This window comes from Flavobacterium myungsuense (genome assembly GCF_042677265.1).
Taxonomy (GTDB): Bacteria; Bacteroidota; Bacteroidia; order Flavobacteriales; family Flavobacteriaceae; genus Flavobacterium; species Flavobacterium myungsuense.
This window is the reverse complement of the sequence record NZ_JBHTIZ010000021.1, coordinates 53,874-73,360: the sequence shown is the minus strand read 5'-3', so window position 1 is coordinate 73,360 and position 19,487 is coordinate 53,874. Positions and strand designations below refer to the sequence as shown.

General features: G+C 33.6%; 12 protein-coding genes. 6 read left to right on the top strand and 6 right to left on the bottom strand.

Features of this window, described 5'->3' with window-relative positions:
• The first annotated feature begins 66 nt into the window (after positions 1 to 66).
• The 5 genes from ACFQ0S_RS07690 to ilvC all read left to right on the top strand — a co-directional run bounded on the left by ACFQ0S_RS07690 (position 67) and on the right by ilvC (position 6,523).
• Entirely contained in the window at positions 67 to 600 is a 534-nt protein-coding gene (locus ACFQ0S_RS07690) for a DUF4136 domain-containing protein (RefSeq protein WP_379753199.1), read from the top strand.
• 329 nt (positions 601 to 929) lie between these two features.
• Positions 930 to 2,609 carry a dihydroxy-acid dehydratase gene (gene ilvD / locus ACFQ0S_RS07685; RefSeq protein WP_379753202.1) on the top strand — a complete coding sequence of 560 codons (1,680 nt, stop codon included), beginning with the start codon at positions 930 to 932 and terminating at the stop codon, positions 2,607 to 2,609.
• Positions 2,610 to 2,620: 11 nt separating this feature from the next.
• A complete protein-coding gene (gene ilvB / locus ACFQ0S_RS07680) occupies positions 2,621 to 4,369 on the top strand; it encodes a biosynthetic-type acetolactate synthase large subunit (protein WP_379753204.1) in 1,749 nt (582 codons plus the stop codon).
• Positions 4,370 to 4,379: 10 nt separating this feature from the next.
• Positions 4,380 to 4,967: an acetolactate synthase small subunit gene (ilvN, locus tag ACFQ0S_RS07675; protein ID WP_379753207.1), complete on the top strand. Its 588-nt coding sequence runs from the start codon at positions 4,380 to 4,382 to the stop codon at positions 4,965 to 4,967.
• A gap of 77 nt (positions 4,968 to 5,044) precedes the next feature.
• Positions 5,045 to 6,523 carry a ketol-acid reductoisomerase gene (gene ilvC / locus ACFQ0S_RS07670; protein WP_379753210.1) on the top strand — a complete coding sequence of 493 codons (1,479 nt, stop codon included), beginning with the start codon at positions 5,045 to 5,047 and terminating at the stop codon, positions 6,521 to 6,523.
• A 221-nt stretch (positions 6,524 to 6,744) separates the two neighbouring features.
• Here the strand turns inward: ilvC and ACFQ0S_RS07665 are convergent, their stop codons facing one another.
• From ACFQ0S_RS07665 to ACFQ0S_RS07645, 5 genes are read right to left on the bottom strand one after another with little or no spacing between them, the layout of a single operon-like run.
• A complete protein-coding gene (locus ACFQ0S_RS07665) occupies positions 6,745 to 7,473 on the bottom strand; it encodes a hypothetical protein (protein WP_379753213.1) in 729 nt (242 codons plus the stop codon).
• 3 nt (positions 7,474 to 7,476) lie between these two features.
• Positions 7,477 to 8,163 carry a YjjG family noncanonical pyrimidine nucleotidase gene (locus tag ACFQ0S_RS07660; protein ID WP_379753216.1) on the bottom strand — a complete coding sequence of 229 codons (687 nt, stop codon included), beginning with the start codon at positions 8,161 to 8,163 and terminating at the stop codon, positions 7,477 to 7,479.
• A gap of 32 nt (positions 8,164 to 8,195) precedes the next feature.
• Positions 8,196 to 8,891, bottom strand: a complete 696-nt coding sequence (radC, locus tag ACFQ0S_RS07655) for a RadC family protein (RefSeq protein ID WP_379753220.1) — start codon at positions 8,889 to 8,891, stop codon at positions 8,196 to 8,198.
• A 23-nt stretch (positions 8,892 to 8,914) separates the two neighbouring features.
• Positions 8,915 to 10,273 carry a UDP-N-acetylmuramate--L-alanine ligase gene (locus ACFQ0S_RS07650; RefSeq protein ID WP_379753223.1) on the bottom strand — a complete coding sequence of 453 codons (1,359 nt, stop codon included), beginning with the start codon at positions 10,271 to 10,273 and terminating at the stop codon, positions 8,915 to 8,917.
• 39 nt (positions 10,274 to 10,312) lie between these two features.
• The gene (locus tag ACFQ0S_RS07645) at positions 10,313 to 11,008 is read right to left on the bottom strand and encodes a tetratricopeptide repeat protein (protein WP_379753226.1); all 696 of its coding nucleotides are present in this window, start codon (positions 11,006 to 11,008) and stop codon (positions 10,313 to 10,315) included.
• A gap of 277 nt (positions 11,009 to 11,285) precedes the next feature.
• On the opposite strand from ACFQ0S_RS07645, the gene ACFQ0S_RS07640 reads away from it, so the two are divergent.
• Complete coding sequence (locus tag ACFQ0S_RS07640) at positions 11,286 to 17,171, top strand: GEVED domain-containing protein (RefSeq protein WP_379753229.1); 5,886 nt, start codon at positions 11,286 to 11,288, stop codon at positions 17,169 to 17,171.
• Between the two features lie 69 nt (positions 17,172 to 17,240).
• On the opposite strand, the gene ACFQ0S_RS07635 is transcribed toward ACFQ0S_RS07640, so the two are convergent.
• Positions 17,241 to 19,391 carry a S46 family peptidase gene (locus tag ACFQ0S_RS07635; RefSeq protein WP_379753232.1) on the bottom strand — a complete coding sequence of 717 codons (2,151 nt, stop codon included), beginning with the start codon at positions 19,389 to 19,391 and terminating at the stop codon, positions 17,241 to 17,243.
• Positions 19,392 to 19,487 lie beyond the last annotated feature (96 nt).

Sequence of the window (19,487 nt, the reverse complement as noted above, 5' to 3'; positions counted from 1 at the left end):
TTAAGAATACTTACTAAAATTGTAATAATTGACCAATAAATATAAATTAGTCATAATAATTTAATCATGAAAACAAAACACCCATCACTTCTTTTTTTAATACTTTTTCTAGCTTCATGTAGCTCTGTTAGAGTGTATTCTGACTACGATAAGAATGTAGACTTTTCAATTTACAAGACCTATGCTTTTTATAAAACAGGAATTGATAACGTAGAGATTTCTGATTTAGACAAAAAAAGGATTCTTCGTTCTATTGATGAAGAAATGACTTCAAAAGGATTTACTAAAAGTGAAACTCCAGATATGCTCATCAACATTAATACTAAAGCAGAAAAAAATGTTGATGTGAACCAATTTAATTATGGTTGGGGATTTGGCTGGGGTTGGGGTTGGAGTCCTTTTTGGGGTGGAAATACGATGGTATCAACTTCAATAGAAGGCATTCTTATCATAGACTTAATTGATGCAAAGAAAAAAGAACTTATTTGGCAAGGCGAGGGTGAAGGAAATTTAACAAAAGATACCAATAAAAAAGACGAAAATATTAAAAATTTCGTTTCTAAAATTCTAGTTTTATACCCACCAATTATAAAAAAGTAATTATAATAGCATAATTATAAAATCCTCAATACTTTCCCGACTTTTACTAAAAAGTTGGGATTTTGTTTTTATAATCTCAATATATTAAAATTAATGCAAAAAAAACAGGGATTATTTGAAATTATTTTTAGAGAAATTTGGAATAAAAATAGCCTACAGGAAATTTTACCGTCGTAATACTTCTTTACGTAAAACATTAAAAAACAATAGCTTATAAATATTTACATATAGTTTAACACTGTAATGCATAAAAAACAACTTTATAAAAAGCATAAAAAAACACTATTTTTGCATTCTCTATAAAAAACAGTTAAAAACGATTAAAAAAAATGGAATTAAATAGATACAGCAAAACAGTAACGCAAGACCCAACTCAACCTGCTTCTCAGGCTATGCTATACGGAATTGGACTTGATGAAAAAAAATTAGCACAGCCTTTTGTAGGAATTGCTTCTATGGGTTATGATGGAAATACCTGTAATATGCACCTAAATCATTTGGCTTCCTATATAAAAGTAGAGGTTAATGCTGCGGAAATGGTTGGTCTTATTTTTAATACAATTGGCATCAGTGACGGAATTACAAACGGAACAGATGGTATGCGTTATTCTTTAGTTAGTCGCGAAATAATTGCTGACAGTATAGAAAGTGTTGTTGCGGGACATTATTATGATGCTGTTATTGCAGTGCCTGGTTGCGATAAAAATATGCCTGGAGCAATTATCGCAATGGGAAGATTGAATCGTCCATCAATTATGGTTTATGGAGGAACGATTGCTCCGGGAAAATATCAAGGAAAAGATTTAAATATCGTTTCTGCATTTGAGGCTTTAGGAGAAAAAATTGCTGGTAAAATATCTGAAGAGGAATTTAAGAATATCGTAAAAAATTCTTGTCCAGGTGCTGGCGCTTGTGGCGGAATGTATACTGCTAATACCATGGCGATTGCAATAGAAACACTAGGAATGAGTCTTCCTTATTCAAGCTCGAATCCAGCTATTAGTGATGAAAAAATTGAAGAATGCAAACGATCTTCTCACTATATTAAAATTCTATTAGAAAAAAATATTTGCCCAAAAGACATCATGACTTTTGAAGCTTTTGAAAACGCACTTACTGCTATTGTTGCACTTGGAGGAAGTACGAATGCAGTTTTACACATGATTGCAATGGCAAAAAGTGTAGGAGTTAATATTACAATTGATGACATTCAGAGAATTAGTAACAAAACTCCATTAATTGCCGATTTTAAACCAGGAGGAAATTATTTAATGCAAAACTTACATGAAAAAGGTGGAGTTCCTATGGTTTTAAAATATTTGTTAAGCAAAGGGATGTTACACGGAAATTGTATAACAGTTACTGGGGAAACACTTGCAGAAAATTTAAAACACGTGAAAGACATTGATTTTGAAGATCAAAACATAATTCGTCCTATTGAAAATCCAATTAAAAAAACTGGACATCTTCAAATTTTATACGGAAATATAGCCGAAAAAGGTTCAATTGCAAAAATTACTGGTAAAGAAGGGGAAAAATTTGTTGGTCCTGCAAGAGTTTTTGATGGCGAAAAAGAATTAATTCAAGGCATTGAAGACAAAAAAATAAAAGCTGGAGATGTTGTAGTTATTCGCTATGTTGGTCCTAAAGGAGGTCCAGGAATGCCAGAAATGTTAAAGCCTACATCAGCAATTATTGGTGCTGGATTAGGAAAAAGTGTCGCGTTAATTACAGATGGAAGATTCAGTGGTGGTACGCACGGATTTGTTGTTGGTCATATTACACCTGAAGCTTATGATGGTGGAGCAATTGCCTTTATAAATGATGGCGACACTATAATCTTAGATGCTGTAAACAATAAAATACAACTTGACATTAGTGATAAAGAATTAGAAGAAAGAAGAAAATCATTCGTTACTCCTAAACTTAAAGCTACAAATGGAGTTCTATATAAATATGCTCAATTGGTTAAAACCGCTTCTGAGGGATGCGTTACAGATGAATCATAAATTCAACAAAAATGGAAATATTGCAAAGCTCTGATATAAAAAACACAAATAAACAAGTTGTAAATACAACTGGAAGTTTAGCTGTAATTGATGCTCTTTTATCTGAAAAAGTAGATACTATCTTCGGATATCCTGGCGGTGCGATTATGCCAATATATGATGCGCTATATGATTTTAGTGATAAGTTAAATCACATATTAGTACGTCACGAACAAGGGGCAATACACGCTGCACAAGGATATGCTAGAGTGAGCGGGAAAACAGGAGTCGTGTTTGCAACAAGTGGTCCAGGCGCTACAAATTTGGTTACTGGTTTGGCTGATGCGCTTATTGATTCTACACCTTTAGTATGTATTACGGGCCAAGTCTTTGCTCATCTTTTAGGCACCGACGCTTTTCAGGAAACTGACATTATAAATATAACTACACCTATTACCAAATGGAATTATCAAGTAACTGATGCTAAAGAAATTCCTGAAATTTTAGCAAAAGCCTTTTTTATAGCAAAAAGCGGACGCCCAGGTCCAGTTGTAATTGATATAACAAAAAATGCTCAAATGCAATTGTTTGATTACATTGGCTATAGACCTTGCATACATATAAGAAGTTATAGACCTAAACCAATTATTCGTAATGAATATATAGAAAAAGCCGCTGCTTTAATTAATCAAGCAAAAAAACCATTTATCATTTTTGGCCAAGGTGTTTTATTAGGAAATGCCGAACAAGAATTTATTGATTTTATTGAAAAATCAGGAATTCCAACTGCTTGGACTATTATGGGAATGAGCGCCATACCTACTGATCATCCGTTAGCAGTGGGAATGCTAGGCATGCACGGAAACTATGGGCCAAATTATTTAACCAATGAATGTGATGTCTTGATTGCAGTAGGTATGCGTTTTGATGATAGAGTTACTGGTCGTTTAGACAAATATGCCAAACAAGCTAAAGTCGTACATCTTGATATTGACCCAGCTGAAATAGATAAAAATGTACAAACTACAGTACCCGTATGGGGAGATTGCAAAGAAACGTTACCATTGCTTACTGCTTTAATTGAAAAAAAATCGCACCCAGAATGGTTTGCCGAATTCGATAAAAAAAGAGAAAAAGAAGAAAAAACAGTAATCCAAAAAGAGTTAAATCCTACTGAAGGAGGATTAACTATGGGAGAAGTTATAAGTGTATTAAATGACTTAACAGGTGGAGATGCGGTAATTGTAACCGATGTGGGGCAACACCAAATGGTAGCCTGCAGATATACCAAGCAAAACATCAAACGAAGTAATATTACTAGTGGAGGATTAGGCACAATGGGGTTTGCTCTTCCAGCAGCTATTGGAGCTAAATTTGGAGCACCAGAAAGACATGTGGTTGCTATAATGGGTGATGGTGGCGCACAAATGAATCTTCAAGAATTAGGAACGATCATGCAATTTCAGCCTAATGTAAAAATCTTAATTCTTAATAATAGCTTTTTAGGAATGGTGCGTCAATGGCAAGAACTTTTTCATGAAAAAAGATATTCCTATACTGACATTACAAGTCCTGATTTTGTTAAAGTGGCAAATGCCTATAACATAGCTGGAAAACACGTTTCAGAAAGAGACCAGTTAAGAGAAAGTGTAAAAGAGATGTTAGATCATCCAAGTTCGTTTCTTTTAGAAGTAGCTGTAATTCATGAAGACAATGTATTCCCTATGGTTCCTCAAGGAAAAGGAGTGGCTGAAATTGTATTAAGTAAAGAAGAAATCTAAAATAATCAAAATGAAACAGGAATTTACATTAACCGTTTACACTGAAAATCAGGTGGGTCTTCTTAACAGATTAGCCATTATGTTTTCTAGAAGAAAGATTAATTTAGAGAGCTTAAATACATCCCCAAGCGAAATTGATAATATCCATCGATTTACGATTGTTGTAGAAGAAACCGAAGTTGTTGTTAAAAATTTGGCGCGCCAAATGGAAAAGATGGTTGATGTATTCAAAGTAAATTACAACACGAATGATGAAATTATTTGGCAACAAATAGCACTCTATAAAGTACCTACTTCTGTAATCATGAAAGAAGTAAAAGTAGAACGATTATTAAGAAAATATGGAGCTAGAACAGTAGTAATTCGAGAAGATTATACTGTTTTTGAAACTACCGGTCAAGACGAAGAGATTGATAATTTATTGAAAGAATTAGATAAATATGGTTTAATAGAATTTGTAAAAAGTTCTCGCATAGCCATTATTAAATCGAGTGAAGGTGTTCATAAAAGGGTTTTGAATATGGAGATAAATGACCCAACAAAAAAACCTATAAACAACGAATTTTTGAATCATAAAAGTATGATTTTTCAAATGTAGCTTCAAAAGAGCATAGATAATAGAATAAAGAGAAAAGACAATAGAATTAATAAATACTTAAAATTAAAACAAAAAAAATGGCAAATTATTTCAATTCACTTCCACACCGTCTTAAAGTACAGGAATTAGGAAAATGTGATTTTATGCAAACTAGCGAATTTGCAGATGGTGTTAAAAAACTAATCGGAAAAAAAATTGTAATCATAGGTTGCGGTGCTCAAGGATTGGCTCAAGGTCAAAACATGCGCGATAGCGGACTTCATGTAGCATACGCTTTACGTCAAGAAGCTATCGATAACAAAAGAGCATCGTATCAAAATGCGGTAGAAAACGGTTTTGAAGTAGGAACTTTCGAAGAAATAATTCCAACTGCTGATTTAGTATCTAATTTAGCTCCAGACAAACAACATACATCAGTAATCAACAAAATCGTGCCTTTGATGAAACAAGGGGCATGTCTTTCTTACTCTCACGGTTTTAATATCGTTGAAGAAGGAACTCAAATCCGTAAAGATTTAACAGTGGTAATGATTGCGCCAAAATCGCCAGCTTCTGAAGTGCGTCACGAATATTTACGTGGTTTTGGTGTGCCAACACTAATTGCTGTTCACTCAGACAACGATCCTAACGGTGACGGACTTGATATTGCAAAAGCATATTGCGTAGGAACTGGCGGACATAGAGCTGGAGTTTTACTTTCTTCATTCGTTGCTGAGGTAAAATCAGATTTAATGGGAGAACAAACCATTCTTTGTGGATTGTTGCAAACAGGTTCTATTTTGAGTTTCAACAAAATGGTTGAAAAAGGAATTGATGCCGGATATGCTTCAAAATTGGTACAATACGGTTGGGAAGTAATTACCGAAGCCTTAAAAATTGGTGGTATCACGAATATGATGGATCGTCTTTCTAATCCTGCTAAAATTGAAGCTTTCAAAATTTCAGAAGAATTAAAAGATATCATGCGTCCGTTGTTTGTGAAACACATGGATGATATTTTGTCTGGCGAATTCTCTAAAACAATGATGGAAGACTGGGCGGCTGGAGACAAAAACTTATTGACTTGGCGTGAAGCTACTGGTCAAACTGATTTCGAAAAAACGCCTGCTGGGAACGTTGAAATTTCTGAACAAGAATATTTCGATAACGCTACTTTGATGGTTGCTTTCGTAAAATCAGGGGTTGAGTTAGCATACGAAACCATGACTTGCTCTGGTATTAAAAATGAATCGGCTTACTACGAATCGTTACACGAAACACCACTTATTGCTAACACAATTGCTCGTAAGAAATTGTTCGAAATGAACCGCGTTATTTCTGATACAGCTGAATACGGTTGTTATTTATTTGACCATGCATGTAAACCACTTTTGACTGATTTTATGAAAACAGTCGAAACGAACATCATTGGGAAAAACTACAATACAACTAGTAACGGACAAGTGGACAATTTCGAATTGGTAAAAGTGAATGCGGCTATCCGTAACCACTCTATCGAAATTTGCGGTGCTGAACTTCGTGCTGCAATGACTGCGATGAAAAAAATTGTAGAATAAGAAATTCTTTGAAAATATTTTTGAAACCGCAACAGTGATGTTGCGGTTTTTATATTAGTAAAATTTTAAACCGAAAATTCACAAATTCTAAAGAAACTATAAAAATAAAAAAGATGAAATAGGCGATATAATCTGCTGTGATTATTTTAGAAACTGAGAACAAAATATACTAAATCAATTGTTTTTTAACTATTCATATAGATAATAAATATTTAGTCCTTTTAAAACTTAACATAAATTAATTCTGAAATCAATGTTTCATTTTGGTAGTATTCAAAAAACCATTGATTGTCTTTTTGAATCAAAACTCCCTGAACTTGTTCTTTTGTTGCTAAAAAAGTAGTTGGCAATGAGGTTTTAAATATCTTTAAAATTACTTTAGGACTTGCATCAATTAACTGAAAACCATTTGAAATAGGTTGAGCTAAAAGCATCTCTTTATTTTCTTGCAAAGAATAATCTTTTTGTTCTATTTTATTTTTTTGATTCTCTATGCTTGCTACAATTGGCAACGAATCTTTGGGAGAATACTCATGCTTTAAAGTTTCAAACGATTTGAATGCATCACGAAGTGCTACATTATAAGCGACTTTAAATTCTTTTTCTCTACTCTTTCCTTCGGTAGTTGTAAACAAAATATTATTTTTACAGTCTTTTAAAACAATACTCAATTTAGTGGTAAAGACGCCGCCAGATTTTAAAACATTTACATATACTTTGTTACAGTTATTCTTTAAAACATCCTCCGGAAAATCCTCATTGTCTAAAAAAGCAACGAATCCATATTTACCCATTAATAATTTTGTTAACGTATTCAATTTGTATTGATCAACTTCGTTTAGAAAACTGAATTTTGATGGAACTAAAGCATATTTATACTCATTAACAGATTGCGAAAAAGAGAGGTTTAGAGCTAGAGAAAATAAAATAATAAAAACGTTTTTTTTCATAGCTTATAAGTGCTCTTTTAATTCTAATAAATGATGTACTTGTTTAATATTTTCAGGAATGGTTTTCTTATGTTCATTAAATAAAATAGCGTCAAATCCTGAATGAATGGCTCCATAAATATCAGCTTCTATACAATCGCCAATCATAATACTATTTTCTTTTTTAGCTTTTGATTTAACTAAAGCATGTTGAAAAATAATTGGATTTGGCTTTTTTACACCAGCCATTTCAGAATTTGTAATGGTTTGAAAATAATGATTGATATTCGCATTATTTAATTTGTTGTTTTGAATTTCTGCAAAACCATTGGTAATTATATGTAACTTGTATTTTGGTTTTAGATATTCTAAAATTTCTATAGTACCATCAAAAAGATGATTGTATTTAGGCAAATAATAAATGTATTTATCTGATAAAAAATTAATTTTATCATCATCAATTTGATATTGTATTAAATCGAAAGTATCTTTTAATCTTCCGTATCTTAATTGGGTTTGGGTAATTTGTTCCGTACGATACATTTCCCAATATTTTAGGTTTATTGGAACATAATGTACGAGGAATTTATCTAAATCAATCTCAATCTGGTAATTTTTGAAAATAGTTTCAAAAGCCAATGCAGAGTTCTTTTCAAAATCCCAAAGCGTATGATCTAAATCAAAAAAAACATCTGTAATAATCGTTTTCAAAGTGTATTTATTTTGTACTAAATGTATTATTTTTAAAGTATCCCTTCATCAGCAAAACTATAATAATGATTCTCAGCAACTATCAAATGGTCTAAAACCCTAATATCTAGACTTTCTCCAGCTCGTTTTATTTTTTGCGTGATTTGCTTGTCAGCTTCACTCGGCTTTAGCATTCCTGAGGGATGATTGTGACAGAGAATAATACTTACAGCACCTGTTTCTAAAACTGTTTTAAATACCAAACGAACATCAACAAGTGTACCTGTAATTCCGCCTTTACTCAATTGAGATTTTGAAAGCACTTTATTGGAATTGTTTAAATAAATAATCCAAAATTCTTCATGCGCTAATTCGCCAATAATAGGTTGCATTAATTCATAAATAGATTTACTAGAAGTAATTTTTTGCAACTCAAGTGCTTCTTCAGCTCGTCGTCTTCGCCCTAATTCCATTGCAGCAAGAATAGCTATTGCTTTTGCTTCCCCAATTCCTTTAAAGGTCATGAGCTGCTGAATGGACATTTTTCCTAAGGTATTCAAATTATTATCAACGCTTGACAAAATGCGTTGGCTCAATTGAACAGCACTTTCATTTCGACTTCCTGAACCAATTAAAATTGCAATCAACTCGGCATCACTTAACGCTTGTTTGCCTTTTAGCATTAGCTTTTCGCGAGGCTTATCGTCTTCGTTCCAATTTGTTATAGGAAATGATGCGCTTTCAGACATTGCTGATTTATTTAAAATAATTATTAACTAGTGATTAATGCTTTTACCTCATCAAAATTTAATCCGCCATAATTTCCTGAACTCATCAATAACAGTGCAGAATTTTCAAAATTGATATTGAAAAGATAGTCTTTAAAGTCTTTTGGATTGGTATAAATAATTAAATCTTCACGGTTAAAAGCTTTCGCTATTTGGTCGTAAGACACCTCGTCTAGTTGTTTAATTTTGACTGCATCAGGAGAATAAAACACAACTGCAACATCGGCGAACTCTAATGCTCCTTGGTATTCTTTTAGAAATTCGGCATTCAAACTACTATAGGTGTGTAATTCTAGACAAGCAATTAACGTTCGGCTTGGATATTGTTCTTTGACTGCTTTTGTTGTAGCTGAAACTTTACTTGGCGAATGTGCAAAATCTTTATAGGCTACTTTGGTTTTACTTTCAGCAATTTTTTCCAATCGTTTAGAAGCCCCTTTAAAAGTAGCTATTGCTTCGTAAAAATCGGCTTCATCAACTCCCATATTCTGACAAATCCACTTTGCACCAGCAAGATTATTTAAGTTATGGGCACCAAATACTTCAATTGGCATATCGCCCTCTGGAGTTGCTAATAATGTCTTTCCGTTTTCTACTTTATACTTTGGCGTTGAATACGGTAATTTCCGAATTGGATTTGTCGCAGCCTCTGCTACTCTTTTTACTTCGGAATCATCTTCATTGTATACTAATATTCCTCCGTTAGTAATTTTACTAATAAAAATTTGAAATTGTTCTACATAGAAATCATAAGTCGGAAAAACATTGATATGATCCCATGCAATTCCAGAAATTAAGGCAATATTGGGTTGATATAAATGAAATTTAGGGCGTCTATCTATGGGCGAGGACAAATATTCATCACCCTCTAAAACAATAAAATCATTATTTTCAGTAAGATGAACCATGGTATCAAAACCTTCTAGCTGTGCTCCTACCATATAATCGACATTGATGCCGTGAAAATGCATGACGTGCAAAATCATAGAAGTTATGGTTGTTTTTCCGTGAGAACCTCCAATAACTACTCGGGTTTTATTTTTTGATTGTTCATACAAAAACTCTGGATACGAATAAATTTTTAGACCTAACTCTTGCGCTTTTAATAATTCAGGGTTATCGGCTTTAGCATGCATTCCTAGAATTATTGCATCTACATTTTCAGTTATTTTTTCTGGAAACCAGCCCATTTCTTGTGGCAACAACCCTTTTTTATCTAATCGAGATTTTGATGGTTCAAAAATAGCATCATCACTACCTGTTACTTGATATCCTTTATTATGTAACGCTAAAGCTAAATTGTGCATGGCAGCTCCGCCAATGGCTATGAAATGTGTACGCATTATTATTTTCTCTTTTAAGTCTTTCAAATTACAAATAAATTACCCTTTTTTCTTCTCAAACTCTTCTAAAACTTGTTTCGCTTTTTCAGGTTGATTCATCTTATTCTTATATAAATCGGCTAATTTTTGATAGCAAACTTTAGATTTCCCTATTTCAATGGCAAGTTTATATTGTTTTATAGCATCTTCGTATCTTTCAAAATATTCTGAGATATAGCCTCTTGAAAGAGAACCATCAACTGGCGAAATTAAAGCCAACTCATTTGAATATCTTTTTGCTTTTGATTCACTGCCTCCAACAATACCTGGCAATTGCAAATATAACTCTATCAATGCCCATCGGGCATCAATGTGCTTAGGATTTAATTGTATGGCTTTTTCGAATGAAGCTTTTACCTCTCCGATCATTCCTAATGCTTTGAATTTATTACTTTCTTTGGCTTTCATTCCCAATGCTCCACCGTATTTATAATGATAGTTAGCTACAGTAGGTTTTAGATTTTTTATTTTTTCGTAATAAAAAATTGTCTTGTCCCAATTCTTTATACTTCCTTGAATATCCCCTAAATACTCTAAGGCTTTTAGGTGATTTGGATTTTCTTTAACAATATTTTCAAAAAGAACCCTTGCTAGAGAAATTTGTCCTTTCTCATAGTACTTTTCTGCTTTATCAAAATCAGTTTGAGCCACAACCAATAGTGGAAATAAAAACAACTTTAATATTAAATATTTCATTCTAAAAAATTGAAATTCAAAAGTAGTAAAATAAAGATTGATTTTACTTATTCAATATAAATGAATCAAAAAAACTACTATTTAAGCAATAAAAAATTACGAAATCGATATATTAAATTAAGCATAATTCGAAGATTTGTAAGCCTTTACACCATGATTGTCAATTATAAATTTAACAAAATGTATTTCAACGATTTTTATGGTTTGTCATCTAATAAAAGATTCCGTTGGCTTTTATTTAAATATTTTTGTAAGTCAAAAACATAATAGAGAAATTATGAAAAAAATCTATATTTATTTCGATAGCGTATTGATAAATAATATAAAATTAATTTTACAATATCAAATAATTTTGATTGCTTTAATTTCTATTTTTTATGGAAATTCATTATACGCACAATCACCTTCTACATATACAACATCAGGTACTTGGATTTGTCCTCAAGGAGTAACTTCTATCCAAGTTGAAGCATATGGAGGTGGAGGTGGAGGTGGATATGGTGGAGGTACCAATAAATACGGTGGCGGTGGCGGTGGCGGTGGCGCCTATACTAAAAATACTTCAGTAGCTGTAATACCCGGCACTTCATATACAATAACCGTTGGAACTGGAGGTGCTGGCGGAACTACAAGTAATGGCACAACAGCTAATGGCTCTAACGGAACAGCATCTACAGCTGTATTTGCAGTCACATCTATAACTGCAAATCCTGGTTTTGGAGGAAAAGGATATAACAACATTCCAACCGGTGGCGCAGGTGGTACTGGCGGAACATCAACTGGAGGCACGGGAGCTGCGGGAACTACAACATATAGTGGAGGAGGTGGAGGAGGAGCTGGAACAACTGGAAACGGCGGTACGACTACAGGAGCTCCTGGAGGTGCTTCTGGAGGAGGAAATGCTGGTTCTGGTGGAGCTGGAAATACCGTAAACTTTGCCGATGGAATAATTGGAGGAAATTATGGTGGTGGCGGTGGTGGTGGTACTAAAAATAGTTTAGGAGGAAATGGTGCTGGTGGGTACATAATATTAACTTTCACCTGTCCAACAAATACAATAGCAGACGCAGGGTCAAATCAAAGCTTAACTGCTTGTGCAACTACTGCTACTTTAGCTGGAAACACTCCGGCATTCGGAACTGGAACTTGGACTCTTATATCAGGAACTGCAACTATAACTTCTCCAAATTCCCCAACCTCAACAATTACGGGATTACCAATTGGAAGTTCCGCAACATTACGTTGGACTATTGATAATGGAAGATGTGGAAGTACTTCAGACGACGTGGTTATTACTTCGCCAATTGGAACAGGCTGTTGGAATTATTGTTCTTCGACAGCAACTAATGTTTACGCTATTTCTTCTGTAAGTTTTAACACTATAAATAATGCAGTGGTTGGAACTACTGGATATGAAAATTTTAGTTCAATTTCTACAACCCTTACTGCTGGAACTAGTTATACAATAACAGTTTCAATAATTGGATTAAATGGGAATACTCACTATACTAGTATTTGGTTTGACTGGAACAACAATGGGACATTTGAAGCTGGTGAAGAAATACAATTAGGCAGCAATAATACAGCAACTAACGCTTTTACCACTACAATAAATGTTCCTATTTCGGCAACCATTGGAGCAACAAGAATGAGGGTTATCAATAGAATATTAACCGGATATGCTCCTGTATGTGGTACTATAACGTATGGTCAGATAGAAGATTATACAGTCAATATTGTTGCACCACCTGCATGTAAGACTCCTAATGCTCAAGCAACTGCATTGGTTTTATCTCCTAGTGGAACGTCTTTAGCAGGAAGTTTCACTGCTGCTTCGCCTGCACCAAATAATTATTTAGTAGTTATTAATACTACAGGAATAATCCCTACTCCTACAAACGGATTTACTTATACAATAGGAAGTGCTATAACTGGAGGAACAGTAGTAGATATTGATTCTAACACAAACTTTGTAGCAACGGGATTGACAGTTTCTACTACTTATTACATTTTTGTATTTTCCTATAATTCTTTATGTACTGGATTGCCTTTATTCCTAAGCATAAGTCCTTTAAATGGTTCGACTAGTACATTAACAACTAGTTATTGTATCCCGACAGGAAGTCTAGATTGTTTTACTAATGGAGATTATATTGGTAATGTAACGATTAATACCCTTAATAATAGTAGCACTTGTTCTCCTGGTGGCTATATAAATTATGCAGCATCAGGAAATCAAACTACAACATTAATTAGAGGAAATACTTTTAATTTAAATCTTGGAACTGGTCCAGGAAGCAAAAAACATGGCGCCGCAGTTTGGTTTGATTTTAATCAAGATGGCGATTTTATAGATGCTGGGGAGTACTTTTTAATAGGCAATAATATTATTGCGAACTCTACCAATACAGTAGCCATTGCTATCCCAGCTGGAGCATCGTTAGGAACAACTAGAATGAGAGTTCGTTATGGTCGTCAAATTAACTTAACTTCAAGTATGTCCTGTGCTATGACAGGATCTTTTGGCGAAACTGAAGATTATACTGTAACAATAGCAGATTCTGTAGTATGTGTTGCTCCAATTGCACAGCCAACCTCTCTGATTTTAAGTTCGACTGGGACAACTATTTCTGGAAGTTTTACCGCGGCATCACCTGTGCCAAATAATTATTTAGTAGTTAGCAACACAACAGGAACGACACCTTCACCTACAAATGGAACAAATTATACTATTGGAAGTGCAATAACTGGAGGAACTGTAGTTGACATTGATTCGAACACTTCATTTACAGCAACTTCACTGTCCATCTCAACAACTTATTATTTCTTTATTTTTTCCTATAACTCCATTTGTACTGGAGGAACAAAGTACAATCTCATAAGTCCATTAACTGGCAATATTGCTACTATTGCATCCAATTATTGTACTGCTTCGGTTACTAATGGTAGAGAAGATGAGAACTATTTATCTGAAGTCAATTTCATTGGAACATTGAACGATGTTTCTAATTTTTCAACTTTTTCTTCAAGTCCGCTCGGGTATCAAGATTTTACTGGTTTGACAAATATATCTAGTCAATCTCAAGGTGAAGGTGTAAATGTTTCTATTCAGGCTCTTTTCTCTTCTTATACAAAAGCTTGGGTAGATTGGAATAAAGATGGTGATTTTAATGACACTTTACCAACAAAAGAATTAGTTTATGATTCAGGAAGTATTGCAACAGCCTCAACTACGTTTGGATTTGTAATACCCTCAGGGCAAGCCTTAGGAAGTTATAGAATTCGTATTCGAGTTGATGCAAGTGCTGGAGGATCTTCTTCATTTACCTCTTGTGGCAACATTAACAATGGAGGAGAGACCGAAGATTATTTATTTACAGTTGTTACAAGTTGCAATGCTCAAATTTCTAGTATCACTAATGGAAGAACTTGTGGAAGCGGCACGGTAGTTCTAAACGCAACAAGCTCAGTAGTTGTGCCAGCAGTTAGCCAATTTAGATGGTATTCAACACCAACGGGGTCAACACTTCTTGGCACAACATCAACCGGAACATGGACTACGCCATCTCTAAATGCTACAACTACCTATTTTGTAACGGCTTTCAATGGTTGTGAATCACTAGTTAGAACCCCTATTAATGCATTTGTCAATCCTGTACCCAATGTTTCTTTTGCGCCAACAAACCCAATTTCATGCGGAGAAGATGTAGGAGTTCAATTATCTGCAACTGGAGATTTGGAAGAAGTTTATTTAATTAATGAAAAGTTTAATAGCGGATTAGGAACCTTTACGAACACTAACATTTCTTCTAGTGTTCGTGATACCGATACTGCTTGGCAAAATAGAACAAGTACTTACATTCCTACTGCTATTTCAGGAGTAAACACATGGTATCCAGCTATTTCATCAGGAATAAATGGTGATAAATTTGTAATGGCAACTTCTGATTTTGCAAATGCAATACCTTTCGTTCACAATCAAATAGCTTCTTCAACGGTAAGCACATTAAACTTCACGAACTTAAGTTTAAGTTTACGATTGTATTATTCTAGATATTTTAAAGACGGTGACTTTCCGGCTGAAGAATTCATTACTATTGATGTTTCTACAAATAACGGAACAAATTGGATAGAAATAAAACGATTTACAGAAGATGTTGGTATTGGAACACGATTTGAAACTTTAACATATGATTTATCGTCCTATGTTGGAGTGAGCCAATTTAAAGTTAGAGTAAAATATTATAATAACAATTGGTGTGATGGGATCGCTGTAGATGATATTATTTTATTTGGTAATCGACCGAATATTGATTTCAACTGGACAACAACTATTCCGGCATTTACTGATGCTGCTTGTACTATTGCTTATGATTCTAATAATATTGCTTCAACTATATACGTAAAGCCGACATTTGCGCAATTAGAACTTGGAAGTTTTAATTTCACTGTCAACGCAGTATTAGATAACGGTTGTACAAAATCACAAGTAATAACTGTAACAAATAATTCTAAAGTTTGGCATGGCGGAAGTTCTGTTTGGGACGATAACAACAACTGGAAGCCAATTGGAAAACCTACTTCTAGTAACTGTATTGTTATTCCAGATACTGCCATTGACCCTATTATTTCAGGAACAAATTATAATGCTTTTGGGAAAAATATTACCGTAAAAAGCGGAGGAGTTTTAACAGTAAATACAGATAATAATTTATCAATAACTGATGAAGTTGTCGTTAAAACTGGTGGAATACTTGACCTTAAAGATAGTGCGAGTTTAATTCAAGAAAACGACAACGCAATTAATTCAGGTGATATAATTGTGAAACGCACATCTAGACCTATGTTTAGATGGGATTATGTGTATCATGGCTCTCCTGTGGCTGGAAATATTATAAGTCAAATCCCGTTAGATTATGATCTGAAATATAAATATGTAACCAACAAAACCATAACTGGGGTTTGGACTCCATTAACAACAACTACTGCTGGCGATGGTTTTATAACCAGAGTTAAAAACATTGCACCATATAACATTAGCCCAACAACAATTGATTTTACCTATACTGGAGTACCTAATAACGGTTTAATTACAACCAATGGAACAACTTATGATGGAGGAGTTACAACTGCTTTCGGAAATTCTAAATTACTAGCAAATCCTTATCCTTGCGCTATTGATGCTACATTATTTTTAGACGACCCAGCTAATAAACTTTATGTAGGCGGAACCTTATATTTATGGACGTCAACAACGGTTTATTCAGGAACTGGCCCCTACAATGTAGGTGATTATGTGACTTGGAATAAAACGGGTGGTACCATTGGATTACCACCTCCAGGTTTGTCATTTAATGGAAAAATTGCTTCAGGTCAGGGATTCATGGTGCAAATGATAGCTGACGGCCCTATAGTTTTTAAAAATTATATGCGTTCAGTAAATTTCAACAATGCTTTTTATCGTCAATCTAAAAACAATACTGTTTCAGAAAAAGAGGAAAATCACAGGATTTGGCTAAATATTTCAAATAGTGATACTTTCCGTCAAACTTTAGTAGGGTATATAGATGGAGCAACTAATGAAGAAGATAGAAGTTTTGATGGAATGACTATTTCAAACTCGAAAACTGATTTATATTCTATACTCGATAAAAAATTATTAAATATTCAAGGAAGAGCTTTGCCATTTGACGAAAATGATAGTATAAATCTAGGGTATAAAACTGGCTCTGCCGGAAATCAAACTATAGCTATAGATCATGTTGATGGGATTTTTACTAGAAACCAAGGAGTATATCTAGAAGATAAAGTTTTGAATACTATACATGATTTGAAAAATAATCCATATGAATTTACTTCTGAAATTGGAACATTTAATAATCGTTTTATATTGCGTTATACTAACCCAACATTAGGAGTTGCAAATCAAAATACAAAAACAGGTATAAATGCATCTATAAAAAATAAAAAAATTGCCATTCAAGCAACTTCAAATATTATAAGCATTTCGATTTTTGATTTAACAGGAAAATTAATTAAAACGAATACTCCTAAAGAATCTCTCAAACAATTTGAAGATGATTTTCTTTTTGCTGAAGGCATTTATTTAGCAAAAATTAAATTAGATAATAATTCAATAGTTACTAAAAAATTGATTAATTGAAAATAAAACAAAAAAATCCGTTTCAATAAGTTTTTGAAACGGATTTTTTAATTTGAAGAAATTAGTTAACTATTTTACCAAAGTCATTTCATCGACAATATGTTTTGCGCCTGAGAAATTCTCAATTACCCATAGTACATAACGAATATCAACATTAATAGTTCTTTGTAGTTTATCATCAAAAATGACATCGCCTGCCATAGCTTCTATATTTCCATCAAAAGCTAAACCTATTAATTCGCCTTTACCATTTAATACTGGAGAACCTGAATTTCCACCTGTAATATCATTGTCTGTTAAGAAATTCACATGCATCGAGCCGTCTTTGTCAGCAAATCTTCCGTAGTCTCTATTTTTATTCATTTCAATTACTCGAACAGGCATATCAAACTCTTCATCGCCTTTTTTGTATTTTTTAACCATACCATCCATTGTAGTATAGTTGTTAATTTTGGCGTCATTTCTCTTATCAGCAGGCAAAGCACGAACTTTTCCATACGTTAATCGCAAAGTTGAATTTGCATCTGGATATTTAATTGTTCCTATTTTTGATTCTCTTAATCCCTCTACCAATAAACGAAATCCAGCTCCATAATCATTTTGAGCTTTAGCAATTGCATCTGATTTTGAATTAATATGGGTAATCATATCGTTGGACAAAGTATAGATAGGATCATTATCTAAAACCGATTGGATTGGGTAGTCTAGAAACGCTTTTATTTTTTCAATAGATGTCAAAACACTCATATCTATTGCAGCACTAGCATATTTTGTAAAATCGTTGTTGTTTTCTTTTGCTAATTTATCTACCATTGGTGCTAATGCATATCCTGTAGCTTTTGTTGTATATAATTTTAATTGTGCTGCCAATAAATCTTTCTCTGCAGGAATATAGAGTTCTTTAAAAATTTCTTCAGCACCGGCTAGAATATCTGGAGCCATATCTTTCCGTATCGCTGCATCAGCTTTAGCATAAGTGTCTAATTGTTTTCCTATTGTTCTACCAATTGTTCCAAAAGCAGTTGTTCTAAACAATTGTTGCAAGTAATTATCATGTCGGGCTTTTTCGTTGGTAACACTATAAAAAGCATTTATGTTATTTATTACATTCCCATATTTGGCTTTGTTTTCAGGTTTATTGGCCCATTTATTAAACTTTGCTTCTTGAGCTGCTTTCGATTTTGAAGTTCCAAATTTAGTCAACGCATCAATCATACCTTGACGGTTTTTCCAGTAGTTGGCCACTGAAGCGTATTTTGAAGCATACACCAATCTCAAAGCATCATTTTGATCCATATATTTCTTCATATTGTCCATTCCTGTTTTAGCGCCTTCAACCCAAGCGGGATAAGAAAATTTTACGTTTTGCTCAATTCCACCCGCCGGCATCCATCTGTTTGTTCTTCCCGGATAGCCTAAAATCATGGCAAAATCACCTTCTTTTACTCCACCTAAATTCACTGGCAGGTAATGTTTTGGTTGTAATGGAACATTATTTTCAGAATACTCTGCGGGATTTCCGTCCTTATCAGCATAAACTCTAAACATAGAAAAATCAGCTGTATGACGAGGCCACTCCCAGTTATCAGTATCGCCACCATATTTTCCAAGACTTTCAGGAGGAGTTCCTACCAAACGAACATCTCTATAATCTTGATATACAAAATAATAATACTCATTTCCTTGAAAAAAGGAACGCACTGAAACGGTATATTTTCCACCTTCGTTGTTTTCTTTTTCAATTAAAGCAATCTCTTGATTAACTGCTTTTTCACGTTCTAACTCAGTCATTTTATCATTTAACTTTGATAAAATTCTTTTAGAAACATCATCCATCCTTACAAAGAAACGAACATACAAACTTGACGGTTTCTTTTCTCCATTTCTATTAGCAGCCCAATAACCGTCTTTTAATAAATTTTTATCTGCGGTAGATAATTCAGCAATAGCATCGTACCCGCAGTGATGATTTGTTAGTACTAATCCATCTTTAGAAATTAATTCGGCAGTACATCCTCCATTAAATTGTACAATCGCATCTTTTAAACTGTGATTGTTAATGCTGTAAATATCTTGAGCCGTCAATTGCAAGCCCATTTTTTGCATATCTCGATGATTCAATCGCTCTAAGAACATTAGAAACCACATTCCTTCATCGGCCTTCATACTCATAGGCAAAAGAATAATTCCTGTAATAAGAGATAAAATAATTTTCTTCATTTGAAAAGTTATAAAAGTTAATAGATTTAGTTTACTAGTATAAATAAAGTGCAAATTGTTACAATTATTTAAAATAATAATACTAATTGTTAGAAG

What these genes read in the sequence shown, in the direction of transcription:
- ilvN (WP_379753207.1), top strand. Translation starts at nt 4,380, where the DNA reads ATGAAACAGGAATTTACATTAACCGTTTACACTGAAAATCAGGTGGGT.
- radC (WP_379753220.1), bottom strand. Translation starts at nt 8,891, where the DNA reads ATGTCTGAAAGCGCATCATTTCCTATAACAAATTGGAACGAAGACGAT.
- ACFQ0S_RS07690 (WP_379753199.1), top strand. Translation starts at nt 67, where the DNA reads ATGAAAACAAAACACCCATCACTTCTTTTTTTAATACTTTTTCTAGCT.
- ilvC (WP_379753210.1), top strand. Translation starts at nt 5,045, where the DNA reads ATGGCAAATTATTTCAATTCACTTCCACACCGTCTTAAAGTACAGGAA.
- ACFQ0S_RS07645 (WP_379753226.1), bottom strand. Translation starts at nt 11,008, where the DNA reads ATGAAATATTTAATATTAAAGTTGTTTTTATTTCCACTATTGGTTGTG.
- ACFQ0S_RS07650 (WP_379753223.1), bottom strand. Translation starts at nt 10,273, where the DNA reads ATGCGTACACATTTCATAGCCATTGGCGGAGCTGCCATGCACAATTTA.
- ACFQ0S_RS07640 (WP_379753229.1), top strand. Translation starts at nt 11,286, where the DNA reads ATGAAAAAAATCTATATTTATTTCGATAGCGTATTGATAAATAATATA.
- ilvD (WP_379753202.1), top strand. Translation starts at nt 930, where the DNA reads ATGGAATTAAATAGATACAGCAAAACAGTAACGCAAGACCCAACTCAA.
- ACFQ0S_RS07635 (WP_379753232.1), bottom strand. Translation starts at nt 19,391, where the DNA reads ATGAAGAAAATTATTTTATCTCTTATTACAGGAATTATTCTTTTGCCT.
- ACFQ0S_RS07665 (WP_379753213.1), bottom strand. Translation starts at nt 7,473, where the DNA reads ATGAAAAAAAACGTTTTTATTATTTTATTTTCTCTAGCTCTAAACCTC.
- ilvB (WP_379753204.1), top strand. Translation starts at nt 2,621, where the DNA reads ATGGAAATATTGCAAAGCTCTGATATAAAAAACACAAATAAACAAGTT.